16 protein-coding genes and 2 pseudogenes are annotated in these 23,285 nt (G+C 66.3%); 8 read left to right on the top strand and 10 right to left on the bottom strand.

Translation table 11 applies throughout. The features are described from left to right. Both ASD19_RS13345 and ASD19_RS15030 read left to right on the top strand, forming a co-directional pair. Positions 1–237: pseudogene (locus ASD19_RS13345) on the top strand (IS3 family transposase); the annotation flags it as partial. Between the two features lie 5 nt (positions 238–242). Beyond that, positions 243–989, top strand: a pseudogene (locus tag ASD19_RS15030) (IS3 family transposase); the annotation flags it as partial. A gap of 269 nt (positions 990–1,258) precedes the next feature. Here the strand turns inward: ASD19_RS15030 and ASD19_RS13335 are convergent. Next, a protein-coding gene (locus tag ASD19_RS13335; protein ID WP_134747357.1) for an IS3 family transposase occupies positions 1,259–2,532 on the bottom strand; the annotation gives its coding sequence in 2 pieces (ribosomal slippage) (positions 1,259–2,262 and positions 2,262–2,532; 1,275 coding nt in all). Between ASD19_RS13335 and ASD19_RS14460 the strand changes: the two genes are divergently transcribed. Together ASD19_RS14460 and ASD19_RS13325 are read left to right on the top strand one after the other, a co-directional pair. Further along, complete coding sequence (locus ASD19_RS14460) at positions 2,531–2,725, top strand: hypothetical protein (RefSeq protein ID WP_156377211.1); 195 nt, start codon at positions 2,531–2,533, stop codon at positions 2,723–2,725. The genes ASD19_RS13335 and ASD19_RS14460 overlap by 2 nt on opposite strands. Before the next feature lie 522 nt (positions 2,726–3,247). Beyond that, positions 3,248–5,230 (top strand): hypothetical protein, encoded by a 1,983-nt coding sequence (locus tag ASD19_RS13325; protein ID WP_055993607.1) that lies wholly within the window; start codon positions 3,248–3,250, stop codon positions 5,228–5,230. Between the two features lie 238 nt (positions 5,231–5,468). Here the strand turns inward: ASD19_RS13325 and ASD19_RS13320 are convergent, their stop codons facing one another. The 7 genes from ASD19_RS13320 to ASD19_RS13300 form a co-directional block, all read right to left on the bottom strand. Then, entirely contained in the window at positions 5,469–6,830 is a 1,362-nt protein-coding gene (locus tag ASD19_RS13320) for a hypothetical protein (protein ID WP_200941120.1), read from the bottom strand. A gap of 206 nt (positions 6,831–7,036) precedes the next feature. After that, on the bottom strand, positions 7,037–7,303 hold the full coding sequence (locus ASD19_RS14455; RefSeq protein WP_156377210.1) for a hypothetical protein: 267 nt from the start codon (positions 7,301–7,303) through the stop codon (positions 7,037–7,039). A 231-nt stretch (positions 7,304–7,534) separates the two neighbouring features. Continuing rightward, complete coding sequence (locus ASD19_RS13315; protein WP_055993604.1) at positions 7,535–8,677, bottom strand: tyrosine-type recombinase/integrase; 1,143 nt, start codon at positions 8,675–8,677, stop codon at positions 7,535–7,537. Positions 8,678–8,723: 46 nt separating this feature from the next. Further along, the gene (locus ASD19_RS13310) at positions 8,724–8,951 is read right to left on the bottom strand and encodes a helix-turn-helix transcriptional regulator (RefSeq protein ID WP_055993601.1); all 228 of its coding nucleotides are present in this window, start codon (positions 8,949–8,951) and stop codon (positions 8,724–8,726) included. Between the two features lie 263 nt (positions 8,952–9,214). Further along, entirely contained in the window at positions 9,215–10,969 is a 1,755-nt protein-coding gene (locus ASD19_RS13305; protein WP_055993598.1) for an AAA family ATPase, read from the bottom strand. Continuing rightward, positions 10,962–11,210: a hypothetical protein gene (locus ASD19_RS14450; protein WP_156377209.1), complete on the bottom strand. Its 249-nt coding sequence runs from the start codon at positions 11,208–11,210 to the stop codon at positions 10,962–10,964. Before ASD19_RS14450 ends, ASD19_RS13305 begins: the two co-directional genes overlap by 8 nt. A 443-nt stretch (positions 11,211–11,653) precedes the next feature. Then, positions 11,654–13,603, bottom strand: coding sequence for a DHH family phosphoesterase (locus ASD19_RS13300; RefSeq protein WP_055993595.1), 1,950 nt, complete (start codon positions 13,601–13,603; stop codon positions 11,654–11,656). A 329-nt stretch (positions 13,604–13,932) separates the two neighbouring features. Here ASD19_RS13300 and ASD19_RS13295 point away from each other — a divergent pair, with 329 nt between their 5' ends. From ASD19_RS13295 to ASD19_RS13280, 4 genes are all read left to right on the top strand, one after another. After that, the gene (locus ASD19_RS13295) at positions 13,933–14,373 is read left to right on the top strand and encodes a hypothetical protein (protein WP_055993592.1); all 441 of its coding nucleotides are present in this window, start codon (positions 13,933–13,935) and stop codon (positions 14,371–14,373) included. Between the two features lie 488 nt (positions 14,374–14,861). Then, positions 14,862–16,259, top strand: coding sequence for a hypothetical protein (locus tag ASD19_RS13290; RefSeq protein WP_055993589.1), 1,398 nt, complete (start codon positions 14,862–14,864; stop codon positions 16,257–16,259). A gap of 139 nt (positions 16,260–16,398) precedes the next feature. Next, positions 16,399–16,953 (top strand): DUF4365 domain-containing protein, encoded by a 555-nt coding sequence (locus ASD19_RS13285; protein WP_156377208.1) that lies wholly within the window; start codon positions 16,399–16,401, stop codon positions 16,951–16,953. Continuing rightward, complete coding sequence (locus tag ASD19_RS13280) at positions 16,950–18,092, top strand: hypothetical protein (protein WP_156377207.1); 1,143 nt, start codon at positions 16,950–16,952, stop codon at positions 18,090–18,092. Before ASD19_RS13285 ends, ASD19_RS13280 begins: the two co-directional genes overlap by 4 nt. Positions 18,093–18,644: 552 nt before the next feature. Here ASD19_RS13280 and ASD19_RS14155 read toward each other — a convergent pair. Together ASD19_RS14155 and ASD19_RS13260 are read right to left on the bottom strand one after the other, a co-directional pair. Next, a protein-coding gene (locus ASD19_RS14155; protein ID WP_200941119.1) for an IS5 family transposase occupies positions 18,645–19,539 on the bottom strand; the annotation gives its coding sequence in 2 pieces (ribosomal slippage) (positions 18,645–19,187 and positions 19,189–19,539; 894 coding nt in all). A 398-nt stretch (positions 19,540–19,937) separates the two neighbouring features. Beyond that, the gene (locus tag ASD19_RS13260) at positions 19,938–23,276 is read right to left on the bottom strand and encodes a Swt1 family HEPN domain-containing protein (RefSeq protein ID WP_200941118.1); all 3,339 of its coding nucleotides are present in this window, start codon (positions 23,274–23,276) and stop codon (positions 19,938–19,940) included. Positions 23,277–23,285 lie beyond the last annotated feature (9 nt).

Genomic DNA, 23,285 nt, shown 5'->3' with positions numbered 1-23,285 from the left:
CACTCGAATCTGATGTCTGCGGTGCGGCATGTGGCCGGTCTCCTCGGCATGAGCGCGGAGACGCTGCGGGTGTGGCATCGTCGTCGGGAGGTCGACGCGGGCGCGAAGCCCGGTGTCCCGAGCGATGTCGCGGAGGAGAACAAGCGCCTGCGCCGCGAGGTGGCCGAGCTGCGGAAAGCGAATGAGATCCTCAAAGCCGCGAGCGTGTTTTTCGCGAAGGAGCTCGACCGGCCCTGACCGAGATGATCCGCTTCATCGACGAATATCGAGAGCGGTTCGGGGTCGAGCTCATCTGCCGGACGCTGCGCCCGGCAGTGCAGGGTTTCATCACGTCCCGCGGGTATCGCGACGCGAAGACCCGCGTCGTCTCCGCCCGGCAGCTGCGGGACGAGCTGCTGGTGCCCGAGGTCGCCCGGCTGCAGGCGGAGAACTACGGCGTCTACGGGCGGCGGAAGATGCATGCCCTCCTGAAACGTCAGGGATGGGACATCGGCCGAGACCAGACCGAACGCCTCATGCGCCTCGCGGGAGTGCGTGGGGTTCGCAAGTCGAAGAAGGCGTTCACGACCAGGCCCGACAAGGCGCAATCCCTGCCGCGGGACCTCGTCCAACGACGGTTCCGCGCAGACGCGCCGCGCAGGCTCTGGGTCGCGGACATCACGTATGTGGCCACCTGGGCGGGGTTCGCGTATGTGGCGTTCGTCACCGACGTGTACTCGCGCAAGATCGTGGGCTGGAACGTCGCCTCGACGCTGCGCGCGGAGGTCCTGCCCCTACAAGCGCTGGACATGGCCGCCTGGGGCGCGGACGGCCCGCTCGACGGGCTGATCCATCACGCCGACCACGGCTCGAACTACATGTCGATGGTCTACACCGACCGCGTCGTCGAACTTGGCGCGACCCCGTCGACAGGCACTGTCGGGGACTCGTATGACAATGCCCTCGCCGAGGCGATCAACAACCTCTACAAGACCGAGCTGATCCGCCAGNCAGGCGCTCGTCCGGGCCATCGAGAGCGGCCTGGACCTGGAGGACGCCCATCGCCAGGGCGTCGCTCGCGCACACCAGCGCGTCGAAGGCCGCGCCGGAGGCGAGCGCCTCGCCGACCACCGCCCGCGCCGCACTCGTCGAACTTGGCGCGACCCCGTCGACAGGCACTGTCGGGGACTCGTATGACAATGCCCTCGCCGAGGCGATCAACAACCTCTACAAGACCGAGCTGATCCGCCAGTGAAGCGTCCCCGGTTCTCTGCCGCTCCTATGCGGGTGCCAGCACCGGGTGGGATGGCGTTTCGAGGTCAGCGTAGTAGACGGCCTCGAACTCGTCGGGCGGGACATCGCCGAGCGTGGAGTGCAGGCGCCGGTGGTTGTACCAGTCGACCCATTCGGCGGTGACCCATTCCACGTCGTCGACGGTCCGCAGCGGCCCGTTGCGGAATGGGGAGTCGTCGCGGATGGCTTCGTTCTTGAACAGCCCGATCGTCGACTCGGCGAGGGCGTTGTCGTAGGCGTCGCCGATCGACCCGATGGACGCGGCTATGCCCTCGAGGGCGAGGGTCTCGGCGAAGCTGATCGAGGTGAACTGGCTGCCGGCGTCGGAGTGGTGCACGAGCCCGTCACCGGCGGGGTGACCGGCACGGTCGCGCCGCCAGAGACCCATCCGCAGCGCGGTGGTCACCAGCGGGGTCGTCTTGCTCGTGCTGGCATACCAACCCACGATCGTCCGGGAGAAGCAGTCGATCACGAAGGCCACGTAGACGAACCCGGCCCAGGTGCGCACATACGTGAAGTCCGCGACCCAACGCCGATTGGGTGCCTCGGCGGAGAAGTCCCGCTCCAGCAGGTCCGGCGCACGCTGCGCGTTCCGATCTGGGATCGTCGTCCGCACGCGCTTGCCTCGCACGAGCCCGCCTATGCCGAGTTGCCGCATCAGCCGGTCCACGCGCCGCTTCGACACGGCCAGACCGCGTCGCCGCAGGAGCGCGGTCATCTTCCGCCGGCCATACATCGACTCCGGCGTCGCCTTCCCGTTCTCGTCGACGCGAGCGGCGAGGATCGCGTCGATCACCGCCGCGTCCTCCAGATCGCGGTTGCTGGGCTGGGCGGTCTTCCAGGACCGATAGGTTCGCGCGGCGACCTGCACGCCCTGCTCCCGCAGGACATCGCAGATCGACTCGACCGCGCGGCCCTTGGCGCGCTGCTCGTCGATGAACGAGACGATCAGCGCTTTCGGGGGTCGAGCTCCCCGGCGAAGAAAACCGCCGCGTCCCGCAGGATCGCGTTGGCCTCACGCAGCTCGCGGTTCTCGCGCTCGAGCTTGCGGATCCGCTCCGATTCGGTCGTGCTGACCCCCTGCCGGTCGCCGGCGTCGACCTGCGCCTGCCGCACCCACCGGCGCAAGCTCTCAGCGCCGAAACCGAGCCGCTTCGACACCGTCTCGCACGCGGTCGTGAGGTTGGGGTACTCATCGAGGTGATCGAGCACGAGCCGGATAGCGCGCTGCTTCGTCTCCTCCGGAATCCTCTTCGGCATGATCATCATCTTCCTTCCAGACTCGAAAGGAAGCGGCATCAAACCGGGGACGGTTCACCAGCGCGGGCCCTGGAGGACGGTCGAGCAGGTCGAGCTTGCGACGCTCGAATGGGTGTGGGCCGAGGTCGAGGACGCGTACTACGCTGACCTCGGATCAGCCTCCCCGGCGACCGCCGGACAGGGAAACCGATAGGAACGAAACCCAGGCCGATTCAGTGTCGGGCCCCGGACTGAGCATCGCCATCCCGGCGAGCTGATCCAATCGCAGAAGCCCCAGGGCGAGCACTTGCTCACCGGGGGCTTCTGCATGGTCCCGGTCCGGGGCGCACTGGGCGCACTGGGAACCGGTCGACCGGGGAGCCATTCGGGCGGTGTGGCTCATGCCCGCGACTCGTGCTTTCTATCGCGACCCGTCCAGTTCTGCACCACACGTGCACCAAGAGCCATCCGTGACAGCAGAAAACCCCCGGATAACCAGGGGTTTTCAGTGGCGGTGACGGTGGGATTTGAACCCTGATCTGGGGTTCGGTGCTGTGGTCACGGACGTCTGAAATCGCGTGATTTCGCGGAAGTTGGGCACGTCCTGACGCAACTGGAACCAGGTGCTCACAGGTGTTCTGTTACCAGGATGTTCCCACGGGAGGGCGCCCCGCTTCGCCGACAGCAATCGTGCGCAGCTTGCCCTGGATGCCATCTGGTGGCCGAGAATACGGGTGTGAGCGAAGACGATCCATCCATACGGCGGGTGCGGTTCTACAGCGTCAACGACCTCTCGATCAGCTGGTACCTCCCGCGAGTTGCTGAGCTCGTGGAACGCTTCGACCCCGAGAGTCCGCCGGCAATCACCGAAGACCTCCTCGAGTTTCACAATGTTCAGCAGTTCCTCGAGCACGGATTCTTCCCTGCGGAGTACAGCGAGGAGCAGCGGAAGCGTTCCCAGGCCCGCATCCCTGAGATCCACCGCGCGATCGCGCGCTACTTTTCTGCCCTGGGGGAAGCCGACTTCGCCACCGCGGTGGCTACCGTCGGCTATGAGTACCACGCCGATCTGATCGACCTCCTCGGCCGGTACAAAGCGTTCGATCGCTGCAGGGCATCCGTAGCACTGCCCGCGCTCACCGCCACTGGGGTCCACCTCGGCACAATGCTTGCGAGTCGGAAACTCGTGGAAGCCTACGACGCCGAGATACGGAGCGAGCTGCTTGCCTCACCGAGCAATGCCGAGCACGTAATTCGAAAACATCTTGAGGCTGGCACCCGCACAGCAATACATCTGCCTCGAAGCCTGTCGCCTTCCGATGCGCATTCGCTCCTCGAGCGCTACATCGACAGCGAAGATGCGAATACGAACTACATCAAGCTGATCGCAACCGCGAAAGACATCAAGGAGATTGCGCTCGACGCTAAGTTAAGACTTCGCGCGCAACGTCGCAACAACGAGATCACAAATTCCTTCTTCGCAGAGAACAGCGGTTTCAAGACTGGATGCGAAGTAGGGCTCTCGGACAGTCAGGACAGCCCCGAAATGTTAGAGCTGGACACCACAGACGGCTGGACGGTTCGATACACCTACAGCACCGAGTGGCTCAACGGAACCCTCGACGAACCGAGCATCCTCAACAACTTCCAACATCTCTTCGGGTTCGTCGACGAGCAGAGCTTGCTTGTCTTGCCAGCGTACCCATCGCAGCTCGGCGTCATGGAGCGCTTCATGGGAACCACCGGAAAGAACGAGTACAAGATCGGTGCGGAGTTCCGCCTTACCGACATTCGCACTCTCCTGCAGACGCGCCTCTACCATCACTTCCTCGGGACAAGAGACGTGGACCTGGAACGAGTCTTCAGCTGGTTTTTCGAGGAGTATCTCGAGAATGAGTTCGGGGCCGCGAACTTTGCGTTCACGCCATCCGACAGGGCGTCTACTTATCTCCAGCGAGTTCGTCACCTCTTTGTGGAGATGGAGAGCGCGATGGCCCAGTTCACCTTGTTTGCTCGATACGGAGAGGTGGATCGCGACCTTCTATCTATCAGCTCCGAGCCCGTCAGGTACAAAGAGATCCCAAGTCTGCTACCCGGCAAGTACGTCTACGCCGTGAACGGCTCCGACCTTGATGGAATCCTTCACCTCTTATTCTCGGACCAGTCACTCCTGACCTACATCAGTGAAAGCCTGAAGTCGGAGAATGCCGCCGGGCTCATGGTCGAGAACCATCTCACCTACGACGACTTCGCCGAGCACCAGCGACCAGCCGTAGACTTTCTGATCAGTCGGGGAGTTCTTGCGAACACTGGGACGCGGGTCGGTATCGCCAGCGCCGAGCGGTTTCACATCCTCGCCTCTCTCTTCACGACGAGGGCGGCGAGCTACTACCACCTGTCCGAGAAGTGCCGCTCCGAGGTGGATGCGATGGTCACGAAAGGCTGGGTTACCTGTCGCTCGACGTTGCTCACCGAAGCCGAAGCTGACTACTTCAACTACATCCTCAATGCGGTCGACTTCAGCAACGGGCCGAATCTCCGGAACAGGTATCTCCACGGCACACAGGCGAACCGCGACAGTGAGGATGAGCACTTCACGGCATACGTCACTGCGCTCCGCGTAACCGTAGCCCTGATCATCAAGCTCAACGACGACTTCTGGCTCGCCGCGGAGAACCTCGGTGCAGATCCCTTGCCAGAGAAGACCAGTCCGGCCTGAAGGCCGCCGCTTCCTGCGGGTCCAGCGTCTCCGCTACTTCGGGCCTCATGTTCGCAGGCGCGTGGCCGAGCGCGCGCCATAGGGTCTTCACATCAGCCCCGCGCTCTCGCGAGCAAAGTCACTGTGTGCCGCAGGGCATGCTGGATAGCACACGGCGTGACGGACCCGCAGTTCCTCACCTCGCCGTCAGCCGCCGCGCTAGCCTCGAGCTCCTCGACCCGCGCGATAACGCCCGGAATCATGCCTCGTTATCGGTTGCCTCTGTCGATCCCGCAGCAGCCTGCTTGCGCGCGAAGAGCGTGCCGAAAGCACCAGCGACGCCGGCGGCGGCACCTTTCAGCGCGGCCCCGGCCTCTTCGGCTGCGGCCGCGGCACGCGGCTTGTCGCGGATGCCGTCGCCGTCGATGTCGACAGCCCGGAACGCCTCTGTGGCGCGGTCGACGGTCGAGGTGCTGAAGCGGGCCGCGGCGGCGGCGCCATCGGTTGCCGAGACCCGCACCTTCTCGCCGGCCTCGACGAACGCCTGACTCCATCGCTTTGCGTCTTTGGCCTCGTGGCCGGACTCGATGCCGAGGCGTCCGCGGAAGTCCAGGACGCCCGTCGCGACCTTGTTGCTCGACTTCACCGCAGCGGGTGCGTCGAATGGGTTGAGCAGTACCTTCGCGTTGGCGCGCTGGACAGTCGCGTCCATCTGCGTCAGGAGTCGCGCCGTGCTGCGGCCGATCAAGTCGATCCGGTTCTGCCGAGCGGCACGCAGGCCAAGACGGTGGCTTTCCAAGTCCTCAGGAGCGGCATCGAGAACGCGGTCGAGCTCGAGCACGGAGATGCCGTCCTGAAGCTGGAACGTGCGGGCGATGACGGCGAGCCACTCGCGCACCCGAGGCTCGGATTCCTTCGTCGCCTTGGCGATGTCTCCGAGGTCGGCCTTCTTCTCGAGCTTGTCCGCGATGGCGTCGAGCTGGCGGATCGCGTATGCCTGGGTGCGCGCGATCGTCATGCCGGTCGCCTGCACCTTCGACCACGTGATCTCCGAGACACGGCCGACCTGATCGCGAACTGTGAGCGCTTCCTCGATCACGAGATCGACGCCGATCATGTCGGCGAGAACCGCGTCCTTCTGCGCGCGCAGGATGTCATCGAGCTTCTCGTCTATTTCCTGCAGGTACTCGACGATGGCATCCATCTGCTCCTGCATCGCGCGTTGCTGCATCATCGTGCCCAGCGCGGTCAGAGCGAACGGGCCGCTGAGAAGCGTTGTCGGTGCCTGCGCGATCTGCAGCCACTGCTTGATGTCTCCCGGCTGGCCGATCATCGCGTGGCTCACGCCGGGCGTCTTGGACGCCATGAGGCCGTACTGCTGCACAGCCTTGGCCGACTCTTCAGTGAGCTTCACCCACCGCCCTGAGTTCTGCGCGATGTCCGCGGCTACGCCCAGCGCCGCACCACCCGTGCCCGAAAACGACCGCAGACGTCGCAGATCGAGGTCACGCGACGGCACGTTGTCGAGGCCCACGGAGAGCATGAACCGCTCGATGTCGGCCGGTGCTCCGATGACGGACAGCCCGTCGCCGTCGCTGACGAGCTCGATCTCGTTGCTCATGGTCACTCCCCCGGCTTCGGTGGACTTCACCCTGCAGCCGCTTCTGCAGACGGTACCGGGGAGCGAGGACATTCGCGTCTTCTCCTCGCGCGGCCGATCACCCCAGGCTCGACACTCGGCGCCGTCGGTCACGTAGATCGACGGCGCCGAGCCCGGTTACTGCTGAAGGCTCGCAGCGCGCTGGCGAACCCCGATCGACCTGTTGCTCAGCGAGATCTCCTGAACTGGATGATGTTGGGGATCCTGCGTTCGGCGGCCTTGCGCCGCTGGTGGTGCCGCTTCGCCTGGTAGATCTCCTCGAGAATCGCATCGTCGCGGATGTGAGCCTCGCGCATGCGCTCGATGTGAGCGAGAGCGCGTTCATTGAGCCCTTCAGACGCCGCGAGGTCGGCGAGAGCCTCCGCAGGTGTTGAGCCTGATCCGAATCGACTGCCGGCAACCGACTTGGCGACCCAGGTGTCGCCGTCGGGCACCAGGCGGATGGAGACGTTGGGATTGAATGGTTCGACTCTTGGACGCATTGCGTTCCTTCCGGTGCTTACAAATTGGGTGGCTGATGGAGCTGTGCGGGGATTCACGCCGACGCAGCGCGGCGGTGCTCGGCGGTGCTCGGCGGTGCTCGGCGGTGCTCGGCGGTGCTCGGCGGAGGCCATAGAACCGCTCAATGCGAGCCTCGCCGGAGCGCGAACCGGCCTCGGGACCGATCACTTCTTCCCCAGGGCAGCCGCCCGCGTCCTGTCGAGCGCCTCGGCAACCTCGTTGAGGTCGTCCTCGAAGAGGTCGGTGTAGACGTCCAGGGTCATGCTCGCCGAGGCGTGGCCGAGCATGCGCTGCACGGCTTTCACATTGGCGCCGGCACTGACCGCGAGCGACGCGGCGGTGTGGCGCAGATCGTGCGGGGTGACGCGCGGCATCACGGAGGACACGTCCTCGCCGCGCTCCTCAGCGGCCGCGTTGGCCTCGATCTCCTCAGCCCTCACACGCTTGACAGCGCTGGCGAACCACCCCGATACCGCGTTGCCCTGCGAGAGGTAGCCGCCGAACTCCGCCGGCCACAGCAGGTCGTCCGCCGTCTTGCCCTTGCATGCACGAGCGAGCGCGGCGTCCAGGAAGGCGGGGTACGGAACGGAGCGGTTCTCGTGAGGCTTCGGGCTGCCAACCTGGACGTGGCCGTTCACCTTGACGGCGTTCTCCTCGATCCACAGTCGGCGCCGCTTGCGGTCGACGTGCACGACCTTCAGGCCGGTCGCCTCGCCCCAGCGCAGGCCGGTGTACGCCAGGAATCTCACGAAGTCCGGGTACTTCGATGCGACTGCGAGCCGCTCGACCTGCTCGTGGTTGAGGTAGGGCTTCGCCTTCTTCTTCTTGCGCGGGGTCTTCACCTCGCGGGCCGGGTTGAAGGCGATCCGGCGGTCTCGCACGGCGGAGTCCAGGATCGCCGCAAGCAGCCCGTGGGCACGCTTCACGGTCGTCGCGGAGCAGACCTTGCTCATCTCGGCGACCCAACGAGTCACCTCGGTGTGCCGGATCGATCCGATCTTGCGCGCGCCCCATCTCGGCTCGACGTGGACGCGCCAGGCGCTCTCCTCGCTGTGCGCCGTGGAGGGCTTGATCGTGACGCTGTGAGCAAGGATCCAGTCGGCACCGAGCACGCCGACGGTCACCTGACCGTCGCTCTCGGAGATGAAGGTGCCCTTGCTCTTCGACGACTCGACCTCGGTGATGAAGTCGAGTGCGTCGCGCTTGCGCTTGAAGCCCTTCTTGCTGGTCTGCTTGCCGTCGGGACGGCGGTAGCGGGCCTCCCAGCGGATGCCCGTGGTGGTCTTGTACGAGTAGGCGCTGCCCATGGTCGTTCCTCTATTCAGTTGTGGGTCAGGTGGTTGAGGGCGCGGCTCATGAGAGCTCCTCGGAGGTGCTCGTGTGCTCCTGGCTGAGCAGCCACTCGTCGACCGCCTCGGGGCGGTAGAAGACGCGGCGGCCCGCGCGGATGTACTTCGGCCCGCGGCCGGTGATGCGCCACTCGCTGAGCGTGCGTTCGGTCGTGTCGAGCGACGCCGCGAGGGTGGCGGGAGGGATCAGAGAGCTGAGCAGCGGAGCGCTGGCCGGATCGGAAAAGGGCATAGCTGGTCCTCGAAAGTCGAAACTCTCGAGAGGACCGTGTTAGCCGAACCCGTTACCAGTTGCTTGGCGTACCCACTCGTCGGCCGAAGGGCCTCGCACCTTTGGATGACTCAGTGCGTGATCACCACGCTACTCAGCACCCCTGACACTTTTGGACGATTACTCGCGCAGCTCGACGAAAATGGCACGGCGACGGGTACGGGAGGTTCGCGATCTTCCGTAGCCGAGCACCCCCGCTGCGGCCTTCAGAACCGATTCGGCGGCTATCCCGTGGGCGTGACTACAGGCCCTCCGGGCCCGACCTCGATGCGGATCGTGATCCGCGGGCTGCGCGCCACCAGCGGGAACACCTCGCGCTCGATAGCACGTTGGAGGTGACGTGCTCCGTAGGCAGGGTCGTATCCAGCCCGAGCAAGCCACTCCGTCAGATCGTCGTCCCACTCGATCAACCAGCCCTTCTCGGCAAACCGGCGCGCAGCACGTCCGAGCTCGAGGTGGGCGAGTTCTCGAATCGTGTCCTCGGTGAGCGGGGCGAACGGGATCACTGCGGTGATCCTGTTCATCAGCTCCGGCGGCAGCGCCCGCGTGACCGCGTCCAACTGCTTGCCCGTACTGAACCCACCGCCAGCGCCGAACCCCGCGGTGCGAGTGGCGCCCTCGCGGACGCCGAGGTTGGAGGTGAGGACGATGGTCGTCTCGGCGAACGAGGCGGTCTGGTCCCATCCGTCCGACAGACGACCTTCGTCGAAGACCTGTAGGAACAGCGGCCAGATCTCGGGGCTGGACTTCTCGAACTCGTCGAGCAGTACAACACTCCGAGGGTTCGCGATCACCCGCGTCGTCAGCAGCCCGTCGGTGGAGCTGTTCTTCCACGAGCGATGTGCGCCGATCAGCTTGACGCGACCGTCCTGGCCGTTGCCATACTCCGACATGTCGAGCCGGATCAGCGCGTCCGTCGACCCGTACGCCACCTGGGCCGTCTGCCGGGCGAGCTCGGTCTTGCCTACCCCGGAGGGTCCGGCGAACAGGAACACCCCCTGTGGGCGCTCCGGACGAAGCTTCAGACCGGCGAACGCCGGCGCCAGCCGGCCCGCGAACGTTTCGATCGCGAGGTCCTGCCCGCGCACGCCCTCCCTCAGCTGTTGCGCCAATTCGTCCGCCGTCGCCGACCGTGCCCGGTCGACCAGGGCGACGGACCTTGTCGGATCGGCTTGAACGTGCCCGACCGTGACGCTGGTCTGGCGCTGGATGCGGGCGCGGCCGATGGCCGCATCGATCCGGTCGAGCGCAAGGCCCGGGTGAGCGCGCGGCTCGACTAGACCTGCCGGGGCAAGCACGGAGTCGACGACACCAGCACCGAGGGCGACGCCGGCCCGGGAGGCGAGAGTCTCCCCCGCCGCCATGACGACCGACCGCAGATCCGACATCGCCAGTTCGGAGAGGCGGATCTTGTGCAGGGAGGACGCCAGTTCTTCGTGCACGTCGGCGAGGCGCTCGAGCTGCTTCTCGTCGATGCTGACGAGGAAGCAGATCCTGTCACGGTGGTGGGCGAGGCTGATCTGCTCGAGCAGGATCACGTCGGGGCCGCGCGTGCCGAGCCGGGCGACCGTGTCGAGGTCGTCGATCACCAGCACCTCCCGGGCCCGCCACCCGTCGGTGGAGTTGAGGAAGTCCAGGTCTCGCTGCAGCTCGTCGGACGGGCGGTCGGTGTCTGGTCGGAACCAGCTGACCAGCGGCACGTCTTTCAAACCCAGCAGCAGGCTTTCGACCTCCCGCAACAGGGAGGTGCGTCCGATGCCGGGCTTGCCGACGACGGCGACGATCGGCGGCGTCACCCGCAGCAGCTGCCCGGCGATCTCCTTCGCCTCTGCAGGTCGCCTGCCGGCCGCGCGGCGCCGGGCGGCCTGGGCGAGGTCGATGACCTCTGCGGCAGGCTCCGGGTTCTGCTCGAGCGGCGAAGTGCAGTCCGCGAAGGGGTCGTTGCTCTGCCGTGCCGGCGTGATGTCGTTCTCATCCATCTGGGGTCTCTCTCTTCCGTTTCTGCGCCGCGTCCCTGGCCTCTCGGGCCAGGGCTTCCAGGCGTCGTGCGGTGTGCTGCTTCTGGCTCTGCGAGCCGCGGCGCGGCGCGGTGATCACGTAGAGGACGACGCCCGCGACGAGGGCTACGAAACCGCCGAAGCCGGGAGACTGCAGCCAGTCCGAGATCCATGGCCACACCGCATCCCTCACCAGTGCAGTCGGCGGGCACATGTCGATCACGCTCTCGGCCTTGGCTTGCGGATGATCTGCCACCGGTGGCCGCGGGGTCCGTCTTCGGCGACGAGCGCCAAGGTGAGGGTGCCGCGGGTTCCGCAGCCCGGGCAGGTCCGTGGAGTGAGGAGTCCCCAGATCCCGATCCGTGGCGGCGCGTCCCACCCGGGTTCGTATGCGCCGTCCTCGGGGAGGAGGTCTCCGCGGTGGCCGCAGATCGTGCAGTGGTGCTCAAACAGCGGGTGGCCGCTCTGGCTTGTCAGCGGTTCCATGGTTCGCTCGCTTTCCGCGCCCCTTAGAACGCCTGTTGTTGGCGGCACGCGGCTCAGTTCGAGCGCACGCGATTCGTGTGGGAGGGAACGGCGCACGCGGATCGCGTTCCTCGCGGACGCGACGTGCGCTGTTCCCTCCCGGTGTAGGCGCGCCATCGGGCTGCGGGTCTCCCGCACGCGTCAGATGTCGGCGGGCTCACCGCCGATGACGCGGTCGACGACCGCCTGCACGTTCTGCTCGCCCCGGAACCTGTTCACGCCGAGCGTGACGCGCAGCCGGAGCAGGCTGCCGCCGGGGACCGCGCTCTGGGCGATCTGGCGCAGCACGAGCAGGTGGCTCGCGGCGTTCCACCACAGCACCCGCAGTCCGATCGGGAGGACCAGACGCAGGTGCTGATCGGACGCGCCGAGCGTCGAGATCCGGCACTGGGCGAGATCGACGACCAACTCGATCACAGGCCGCTCGAATCCGTGCCCGAACGGTGCGAGCGTGCGGATGTCGTCGGCCAGGTCCTTGATCGCGTCGACGCTGACCAGGCCGGCGTGCGCGTCCGGCGACGGCCCGAGGATCAGATCCGCCGTTCCGGCTCGCTCGAGCGCGCCCGATGCCACAGCCCTCGCGTTGAGCACCTGCGCTTCGTGGTGCATGTCGGACGCCAGCCGGACCATCTCAACCGTGTTCGGTGCGTGGATCCCGCACGCGTGCTCGTGCCCGACGGCCGTGTGGCCGAGAGGTGTCAGCGTGCTGATGATCGGGAACCATTCCGGCGAGCGCGCGGACCCGGAGATCGGTGAGTCCGGCCGTTCGGGGCGACGGGCGACGATCGTGGGCCGGCCGGTCCGGGCCATGACGGCCGCGGCCATCAGCCCCAGCATCCCCGCCGGCGCGTCCGTGTAGTACAGGCCGGTGTGGTGCAGCAGCTGCCGCGACGGGTCCCCGCTCTCCACCTCCGTCCAGAGCTGGTGTAGGTAGTACGCCGACAGTTCCTTGCGCCGCTCGTTGCCGTCGAGGATCCGCGTCGCGTGCGTGTACTTCTCCTCCGCAGTGGCGGCCATGAATACCCCGAACGCATCGTGCATGTCCCCTTCGATGCGACGGACAGCGTTGAAGGCTGGCGCGAGTGAGTAGCCGTAGAAGTCCTCGTTCAGCTCGGAGTTGGTGAGGAGCTTTCCGGACACGAGTCGGGGCTGGCCACGCCAGTCGAGCACGGCGTTGCCGTTCGCGTCGAGCATCGGACGTCGGTGTTCCCTGAACGCCTTCATCAGAAGTGCGAAGCCCTCGAAGGCGCCGACGAACGCCGGATGGTGGTCGTGGTTGCGCAGTAGGATCATCAGGATCGAGTCCTCCACGTTGTACTCGCGGACATCGTCCGGCGGGATGGAGACGTAGAGCAGACGAGCGATCGAGAGCGAGTCGCGCACCATCCGCCTGTTCTCGTACAGCAGCGGCATGACGTCGGAGACGGTGCCGATCCCGGCGAACAGGCGCAGCAGCCCGATGGCCGTGACTTTGTCCTGTGCGAAGCGTCCCGCGTAGGCGGTGAGCACCTGGTGGATCACGTGCGCACCGCAGATCCCCGGGTGCATATACGTCTCCCCGATGCGCGCGGGGTTCACGGCGGCGTCGGCGTTGCAACCCGGAGCGAGCTCGACGTGGTGATCGGTGATCAGAGTGCGCAGTCCAAGTCGGCGCGCTTCGGCGATTCCTTCTCGGCTGTTGATTCCGGCGTCGGTCGTGATGATCGCCGCGGCAGTCGGGAACTGAGCGCGGATGTCCTGGACGGTCTCCGGCGTGATGTCGTGTCCGCGTCGGTAGTCGGGCACGTACAGGTGCGCGTCGAAGCCGAGCTCGTTCAGTCCGGCGTAGGCGATCACGCCGGACGTGATGCCGTCCATGTCGAAGTCGGGGACGACGATGATCTGCTTGCGGGCCTTCTGGATGCGTCGCAGTTCCTCGAGCATCTGCTCGACGTTTTGGAGCTCCTCGTGTGTAGGGTCGTTGATCTCGTCGAGGTACTCCTCGGACCACCCGCGGTTCTGCTTGAGCAGCTTGAACAGGTCGTCACTCCAGAAGTCCTCGAGCAGCAGAACATCGTCGGCATCAGCGTGATCGAAAGGCATCGCAGTCATAGGTCGTTCCTCCTGAGGAAGCAGCGGTAGGTGAAGGCGCGCGGTGCGCGCAGAACAGTTCGCGTCGCTCACGACGCGGAAGCCCGGCACGCGGTCGCGTGCCCTGGTCTCCACCCATTCCTCGGGTCGGCTCTGCCGACCCCTGATCTGGCTCCGCCGGGACAGCCTTAGGGCACGCCCGAACGGCGCCTCTTCTCGGTCCTTCCGTACCCGCGGTTACTCAGCGACAAGTCCGTCGCGATAGTCGCCCCCGGAGGCAGAACGTCTGTCTTCCAGGAAGGAAGAGGATGCGTACTAACGGAGCCGAACATCGTCGAGGAGGTGGCCAGGTGACCAAGTCGATCGACGAACTCAAGAACGAGCGCCGCGACATCGACCGCCGCATCAAGGCTCAGATCCGTGCCGAGCAGCGCCGCCAGAAGGAGGAGCTGCTGTCTGCTCGCCAGGAGCTCGGCCTGTGGCTCACCGAGGCGGTCGGCGCGGACACGCTCGACCTGATCGCCAAGGTCCGCGGCTTCCTTGGCACGGACAAGAACATCGGCGCGATCCGCAAGAAGCTCGCCGAGGGCGACGGTGGCGAGCCGACCGCGGATGCGGCTGATGAGCCGGACGGCTTCGGCCCGTTCCCGGTCGAGGTGTCGTCGGGATCTGTCATGACACATCCGTCGCCCGCCGCGCCGATCCAGACGCCTGAATCGTCCGACAGGACCGCGCCGGACCCGTCCGGCTCCAACGCGGTGTTCCTGCGTCCTCTCGGCACGTCGCAGTAGGCGGTCGTCGCTGCACCGGGTGGACGGGTCGAGGCTCCAGTGGAGCGTCGGCCCGCCCGCCCTCCGCAGCCCCGGAGGGGAGCGTCCAGTGGACGGTCTCCGCAGGTGCTGCTCGCCCGCGCAGCGGGCGTGCTCCCGGCAGGGCCCCGGACAGCCACCAGCAACGCGAGCGGGCTGTCTTTACGGGGCTAAGACAACTTCTGTCGCCACGGGAGCGGAGGCTCCAGATCAGGGTGCAGGGTCCCAGATCTGGAGGGATCCCGTGGCGAGAGAAGTTGTCGCGTCGCGCGGCGGGCGGAGAGGCGAAGCCCGAGGCTCCGACCGCCGCGCGACGCACCGCGGGAGACGTGTGGAGGGCGAAGCAGAGGCTCCGCACGACTCCCGCGCTCCGCTGTTCCGCGTCGGCACAGCGGGAACAAGAACACCTGAGCTGAAAGCGAAGACCACTACTCATGACATCTCCGAGCGGCCATGCCGCTTTCCATCTGATGCACGTCCCGCCCCGCGAGGGCGGCAACCGCGGCGACCGGTCGCGGCTGCTGCATGAGTCGATGCGGCACCTCAACAAGAAGGACCTCACCCGCGAGGCCGCCCGAAACGCAAACATCGTCGTCGAGGACGCTCCGCTGAACGAGGCGTTCGTCAACGACGGCGCCGGCGGATTCCGCGAGACGATGCGCATCGCCGACGTTCTCGACTACGGCGACGAGCGGGTCGCCCGCGTGCGCCGAAAGATCACGGCCGTGCAGAAGATCACGAACCTGTTCGTCATCCATCTCCCCCGCACGCTCTGCGTCGAAGTCCCCGATTACTATCCACGTCTCGACGCCGACGGCAACGAGCGCATCGACCCGCTGACCGGTCAGCCCATGTCGCGTTCTCGCTGGGAGGCCCGCGACCTCGACGACGCGTCGCGGTACTTCGAGGACGCGATCTCCTTCCTCGCCGAGAAGGTGATCCCGGGCGGACACGCCGCGATCCACGGCTGGGTCACCAACCACGACGAGACGCAACCGCACTGCCAGATCATGGCCGACCCGTTCGGTCCTGATCCGGAGGCTCCGGACTCGTCGCCCGACGCACTGCGCACCATGCATTCCCAGGCGTTCGGGGCGCATCGTTCCGCGCGGGGCGACAACGGCAAGATGATCACCGGTCCGCAGAAGCTGCGCGGTTACCAGGCGGCGCTGCGGGAGCACATGATCGCGCGCGGATGGCCCGTCGAGACCGAGCCCGGTGCCCGTCACGGGAGGACGCTTCCGAAGTCCGAGTACACGGCGGCGCAGGACCTGGCCGCGTCCGCCCGAGCGGAACTCGCCGCCGCCCAGCACCTGTCCGAAGAGAACGCTCGTGAGGGGAAGGAGAACGCGCGACGTACCGAGGAGATCGACGAGCTCGAGCTCAAGGCGCGCAGGCGCGCGGCGGAGCTGAAGACCGCGGCGGATAAGGAGGCAGCGGCGACGAGACGCGCCGCAGAGTCCGAGGCGAAGGCGATCAAGATGATCGCCGAGGTGGACGCCTCCGTCGAGGCCGATGAGATTCTTCGAGCGGCCCGCTCCGCGGCGCACATCATGCGCCTCGAGTCGGAGGAGCTGTACGAGCGCGCGAAGGCCGAGATCGCGACCTACCTCGCCTCAGACAAGGTCAACAACACGATCAAGAACGCCTCGCCCACGCTGTGGATGAAGTACCTCCATGCCGAGCCGAAGATCGAGGAGCAATTCAAGAAGTGGGCACGAGACGTGCATCGCATCGATGACGTCTACAACCTCGATCCGCGCAGTCCGATGGGCAAGCCTCACGGAAAGCGGATTGAGGCGATCCGCGCGTCTCTCAACGAGCCGATGCCGGCCCGCGAGGCACGCATCGACTTCGAGCGCGACTGACCCGAAGCCAATACCCGGTCCGCGTGAGGGCCGGGTATTGGCCGTCTCGACGGCCGAAGACTCAGATCGTGATCGCTCATCCGTGGCGAAGGCGAATCTCATGGACCCCAGCCGTCCGGCCCACCGATAGTCTGACCGCGTGACGGCTGGAGCGACCGCGAGTGGAGCAGAGGCGGTCGTTGCGTCGAGACTCCTCACGTCTGCCAATCCGCGCTTCACCGATAACGGACGACGCGGTCGCTATGGCGTCGCGTTCCTCCGCTCTCTCGCCGCACACGCCGGTGTGGGCTTCACAGAGAACAGCCCGGACGAGGACGTGGACGCGGTGGACGTCGCGTTGCGGTTCGGGCGCGCGAGCCTTCCCGTGCAGGTGAAGTGCAGTGGCACGTTCAAGGTCGGGCCGGGGAGAGCGACGCTGCAGCTCGAACCTGCATGGGTCGAGAAGTGGTCGAGTAGCTTTGAGCCGGTCTACGTCGTCCTCGTGAAAGTACCGTCGGTGGTCGGTGATTGGATCGAGGGGCAGCCGTCGAGCACAATCCATAAGTCTGTGGCGTTCGGCAAGCGGTTCGATCCGGCGGTGCACACGACGTCAATGCAGTTCACGAAAGCCGACCTGCTGAGCGCTGAGGTGCTGTACGACTGGCGCGACGAACTGTATGCGTTCCACGAGAGAGCGAGAGGTGGTGCCACATGACCGAGAACTTGGCCGGTGATCTAGCGGCGCTTCTCTCGACACATGGATGGACATCCGTCGCAGTCAGCCCGGGAGCATCGACGCTCTGGTCGCTCGCTGACCGAGCCGAGATGTACGTGCCACCCGTCGTCACCCGCGGTTCCTTCACCTGGAGTGATCTGATCATGCGGATCGCCTCGGCCCAAGGTGAGGGGGCTGGCGCTGTGGAGCGAGCGATCGAACTTGTTCGCTTCGACGTCACGAGGTTCAGAGTCGACTCGGCCCCCGGCGCACACGCGATCCCGCTCGAAGCTGGAGCGACCGTCGTCGGTTCCGCGTTTGGCATGCTTCGTGCGGCTGCAACCGCCGCGCGCCGTCCACGACAGTCGATCGGTAGCAACTACTCGCGCATCGGCGACGAGATCGTGCGCGAGGCGCAGCTCGCGCACACGGAGGTCGGATCCTTCGTGTTCCCGGTGATGCTGAAGGTCAGCCCGCCGGAGCCGCTGCCAGAGACACCTCTGCCTGGCGTCGACGTGAACTCGACACGTCCCGAGTCTCCGGAGCGGCGCGTCACCCGCACACTGGCTCAGGCGCTGACAGCGTTCGAGAAGCACATCCTCCAGCCGGCACGCGAACCGCGCATGAGTGATCTCACGCCGGTCATCATCGCGGGCGGCACGAAGGAAATGCTCGCTCAGGTCAGCAACGCGCTCTCCGAGCCGGGAGTCTCCTGGCTCGAAACGGGCTTCACGTGGGCACCTGCTGAGGCACCGAGCGCCGACGCACCGACGCGCGTCGTGATCCCCGCCGAGAACGATTCACGAACGCTCGTCGCGAAGTCGGTGAAGCTGCTTTCGACCCCGAAGAGCGACCCGCTCCGAGTGATCACAGGACCGATCATTCACATCAGTCACGCGCCGGGCGAGGCAACCGGTGAGATCGCGATCCAGACTCCGAGCCCGACGAGCTCCCGCTACGGGCGCGTCGAGGTGGTCGTCAGGGCCGAGCAGCTCACCGAGATTCACCACTGGATGGATCAGGGCACGACCGTCGTCGTTCATGGCGTCGTCGAGCGCCGGCCAGGGCGTCCCGCGAAGCTCAAGGACATCGCGACGCCCCGACCGCTGGATGACACTCTCGCTATTGCTCCGCAGTAGATAGCTCCAGGGGCACGCAAGAGCACAGCACGCTCTCGCGGCACCTCGCTCACGAGGGTGCGCAGCCTGTGGACGCGGCCGATACTGGTGGATGATGTCTGGTCACCTCGTCGCTATCCTGCACAGCCTCCCGGCCGGGGCCGGCACTCGCACGCTCAACCGCATCGAGATCGCTCGCGAGGCTCTCGACTGTGCATCTGCCTCGATCGCAAATCTGTATGCTGCGTCCTTGCCGAACAGCAACTGCCTTGCCGTTTCCGGGACGGAGACGGCATGGCGGGCGGGCCGCGACGAGATCACCCGCGAGCTGTCCCGTGCCGACACGACGGATGTGCTTCTTGGGTACGGAGTTCAGCTCCCCACCGGCGATCAGAGGTTGGTCTTTCGAGCACAGCTCAGCTGGCTGACCGATCGGCTCGGTGAGCACCAACATCGCGTGTGGACGTTCGGCGGGAGGCCGACCCACCCCTCACGCTGGCATCGCGTTGTTCGTCGAGATGCGTTGGGCGAGACCGTGGCCACGAGCGCGAGGGCGCTTCTGATTCCGTCGGCCTAGGGCATGTCTGACAATTGCCGGGTCCAGGCGATGACGGCGTTGAGGATGACAGCGGCCCGGTAGGTGATCGCGAGTTTGTCGTAGCGGGTGGCGAGTCCTCGCCATTGCTTGATGTGGCAGTAGCGGCGCTCGATGACGTTGCGGCCCTTGTAGTCGGCGGCGTCGAGGCCGACGGGGCGTCCGCCGCGTGAGCCGCGGCGCTTGCGGTGGCCTTGCTGGTCGGACGGCTCGGGGATCACGGCCTTGATCCCGCGGGCGCGTAGATGCCCGCGGATCGCGCGGGATGAGTACGCCTTGTCACCCCGGACCGCGTCCGGACGAGTGCGGGGCCGGCCGACGGGGCGGGCGACACGGAGGTGTCCCATCAGCGGCAGGAACATCGGCGAGTCCCCGGCCTGGCCTGCTGTCAGCAGCGCGACCAGCGGGAGCCCGTTGCCGTCGACGAGCTGGTGGATCTTCGTCGACAGGCCGCCTCGGGAGCGGCCGACCGCGTGATCAGGCGGCTCGACGCCCGGATTCGTGTAATTCGATCCAGCCCCCTGTGAGGCGCTTCGTGTTCGTCGCGTGCTGATGCGCGCGGGCGATCGTGGAGTCCACCGACAGCGACCACTCCACCAGCCCCGCCTCGTCCGCGGCGGCGGTGAGTGTGGCGAGCACCTTGTCCCAGGTGCCTTCCGTGGCCATGCGGTGATGCCAGGTCCATACCGTCTGCCACGGCCCGAACACCTCCGGCAGATCCCTCCACGCGATCCCGCACCGATACCGGTAGACGATGCCCTCGACCATCAACCGCGCGTCCGCGAAGGGCCGTCCCCTGCGCCCGGTCGGGCGCGGCAGCATCTCCTCGAGCAACGACCACTGAGCATCCGAGAGCACCTGAAACCGCGTCACGACCTCAGACTCTCAGCGCGCCGCCGAACTATTTGTCAGACACGCCCTAGCCGAGGAGGAGAATCACAGGCGTCTACGTCCGTGACCGGGAAGCCCGGCGTTGACCGCGCGGACGCTCACTACGGTTTCAGCGTTGTCGGGAGTCATCGCGCCGCCCCGTGGATCCGAGACAGATCGTCCGAGGTCAGGCACCACGAGATCAGCGCCGTCGGCGTCTACGCCTCCGGACATTCCGGTGCCGGAGCAGATCGTCACCCCGTCTCCGGCAGTGTGCGAGTAGAAGTTCCCGTAGCGCAAGCCGACTCTCACGGGCTTGCCGCAGACCAAGCATGCTCGCTTGACGGAGCGGGAACGTACGCCGCGGCCATCACCGCGCGTCGGTTCGGCCTGCATCAGGCCTACTCCGCCTCGAAAGCGTTCGTCGCGAAGTTCAGCGTCGTAGCGTTCTCGCGTACGGTGCGGATCTGCTGCTCAGTGAAGCCCGCCGGAAGTTCAGCGTCGATCGAGATCGACAGCTCGACCTTCGCCCCGTAGGCCACGAGGTTAGCGATCACTTCGTTTGCGATCTTCGCGAAGTCACCCGCGTAACGCTCGGCGCTGATCTGCGCGCCCCCGACATATCTCGTCGTTGACCGAACCGGGGCCGGCGACACCGGCGCAACCGCGGGCTCGACATCGTTGCCGTCCGTGCCGGGAACCGGCGCAGGCACGACCGCCGACGGCGCGGGCACATCCGCCGCCCTCTGCTTCTCGGCAGCGAGCGGCTTCACGATCAGCGACGAGTCGGCGATCGGCCCACGGCCAGGCTCGCCCGGCAGCCAGAGACCGCTGTACTTCTCGATCTCGGGGTCGTAGCTCGCGGCAATCGCGAAGCCCTCGCTCTGCCAGAGCAGCGGCTGGTTGTCGATTGCATCGACCAGCGCCTGCCGGTCGCGAAGCCTCGGCATGTAGGGGTACTGCGCGTACAGGCCCCACAGCGCGCCGACACTGACGTGCCCGGTCTCCCACGCGGCGGGCACGAGGTTGTCCAGTGCGTGACGAATCGAACGCGCGGCGTGCTGAGTGCTGTACACGCCCTCACCGCCGAGCTTCTTCGCTGCCCGCTCGCTCAGCGATGATGTTGACCCGTCGGTCTTCAGTTCGTCGATCTCGAACGGCTGCGAGGGATCATCCGCGACAGGATGCAGCAGCCACTGGTAGGTCAACTGCAGGCGGTCATCCACGGTGCGGCCGTACTGGTCGCGCTTCTCGTTCGCCTGCGCCAGCTGCTGGGGGGTCAGGTTGAGGTCGTTCGCCTTGTTGACGATCTCGAGCCAAGCCAGATACGAGCGGGTGGCCTGCTCGAGCTCCGCCAGACGGTCCTCGTCGGGCGCGAGGTAGACGACCATGTTGCGGTTCGTCCGGTGGGCGGTGCCGCGGCGCTCGGTCGCCTGCTTGGCGAACTCGTACGCCGCCGACTTCGACTTGCGCTTGTGCGCGAACCGCGGATGAAGGATCGCGAGGCGAGCCTGATCGAGGTCAGGAATGTCGGCGGAGTCGCTGGGCCCGACGTGCACGCCGGCGAAGTCGCTGCGCACACGTTCCTCGGAGCGCAGCCGGCGGACGATCTCGGCATAGACGTCTTCGATGTGCAGGCTCTCGGCGCTGTCCTTGGCTCGCCGAGTGATGTTGGCCTCGGTGTCATACCAGTGCTTTCCCGAGCTCGAGTAGTAGTACGTCGTGCGATCCGCGAGCTGCGTCAGCGCGGCGTGGAAGTTGCCGACCGTGTCTCCGGGCACGGCGGTGCCGATAAACACGCGCTGGGTATCGATGCCCTTGTGGGCGGTGCCGATGGTCGGAGCGGCGCCGAAGAAGACGGCGCGGGCAAGTCGCTTGGTAACGGAGCGCTGACCGAAGACGGGCTTCTCGTTGTCGATCCGGGCGGGCTCCGAGTTCGTGCCGTCGACGTCGGCGTCGATCACGGCCTTCCATGAGTCCTGCAGGTACTGCGTCAGTTCCGCGTTGACTGCGGCGACCGAGAGCGGCACGGAACTGGGCATGATCAGCGGGCCTTGATCCTCACCCACCCACAAGGCGTGGATGACTGAGTTCATGAGGCGCAGCACGCCACGCGTGCGCTGGAAACGCTCCAGCGACGACCAGTCCTCATAGAGCCGGTCGAACAGCTCCGGGTGCAGCGGGTACGTCTGGGCAATGCGCTGGGCGTATCGCGGGTCGCGTGCCTCTTTCGGGAACTCGGCGGCGTTGACCGAGTAGAAGTCACTAAACGCCTTCGCGGTGGCGGAGATCTGCGCGAGCGCCTGGGCGTCCTCCGACTCGAAAAGGCGCTGCTTGACGATGCGGTAAGCCTCGTCGCTCGATGCGGGCCGCCACTGATCGGCTACACGCCGCACGACATTCTGCAGGCGCTTGAGCGCCTCCATGCCGTTCGACCCACCGACCTCCTCGGCGGCGCCCGGGACATCCTTGCTGTCGTCGGCGTCGTGGGAAGCCGGGATGGAGATCGCAAGCAGTAGGCCCGGAGTCGACTTCGCAGCCTCCGTTAGCGACTGCGCGAACGTGAACTGCGTGTCGAACGTGCCGCCAGCGAGGTCTTCGCGACCGTACAGCTGACGGGCGTAGGCGACCCACTCATCGACGAGGATCACGGCGGGCGCGTATGTCGCCAGCAGCGTATGCAGCGCTGCGCCGGGGTTGGTGCGCTTCTCGTCGTGTTCCTTCACGATGCCGTACGCCTCGGGGCCACCGAGTTGCCAGGCGAGCTCTCCCCAGAGCGTGTTGACGCGCGTGCCGTCGGGCTTCCTCTCGCCTTCGGGCGCGATGTGGTTGCCGACCAGCGCGACCCGAGACGCGGTGATGCCCTCGACAGGGTAGGAGTTCGCCGTCAGCAGCTCCTGCGTTTCTTGCGGGAAACTGCCGAGGGGCAGCCCGCCCGCGAGATGCCACAGCGCGAGCATCGAGTGCGACTTGCCGCCACCGAAGTTGGTCTGCAGGTTGATAACAGGGGACGCGTTCGAGTCACCAGCGAGACGACGCACAGCGCGCCCGATGAGATCACGCAGGCCTTCGGTCAGGTAGGTGCGCGCGAAGAACTGAGCAGGGTTGGAGTACTCTGCGCTCGTGCTCGCGGGGTCACGGGCCACCTTGTAGAGGTCGGCCGCGAACTCGCTCGACTGGAAGTTGCCGGTCGCCACCTCGTCGCGAGGCTTCAGCACCTGGCGCCACGGCGCGATGCCCGCGGCGCTGGGCACGACGGTAGAGGTCTTGAGCGCCCGCTGGTCCTGCTTGCCGGTCGCAATGCGGCGAAGGTCGAGCCGCATCGCATCGACCTTCTCGGCTGCATACGTCTGGCCGATCGCGGCGAGCAGGAGCCGGGCATCGTCGAGCGCACGGAGAGCGGTGTCGTCGTCGAAGCTCTTGTTGTGGGCCCAGTCGTTGCGCGTCTCGCGCAGCAGGCTGACGTATGCCTGCGCAGGGCGCGACATGACGCCGTCGAACGGATACCAGCCCGGCTTCACGCGGCTCGTGATGCGCTCGGTGAGCATGCGCAGCTGCACCTGAGGATCCTCGCGGCTGTACTCCTTGCCCGTGATGCCCTTGGCCTCATCGGCGAGCTGCACGACCTTGGCCCAGTCGTGATCGCCGATCTCAGGCGCCAGGGTGCGGGTGATGAAGTCGTCGAGTGCCTCGGCCAGGATCTCAAACATCCGGCCGATGCGGTCACGATTCGATGCCATTGAATTGCC

The sequence above is a fragment of the Microbacterium sp. Root53 genome (genome assembly GCF_001426925.1).
Lineage (GTDB): Bacteria > Actinomycetota > Actinomycetes > Actinomycetales > Microbacteriaceae > Microbacterium.
The sequence above is the reverse complement of the archived record's forward strand: the minus strand, read 5'-3'. Positions and strand labels throughout refer to the sequence as shown.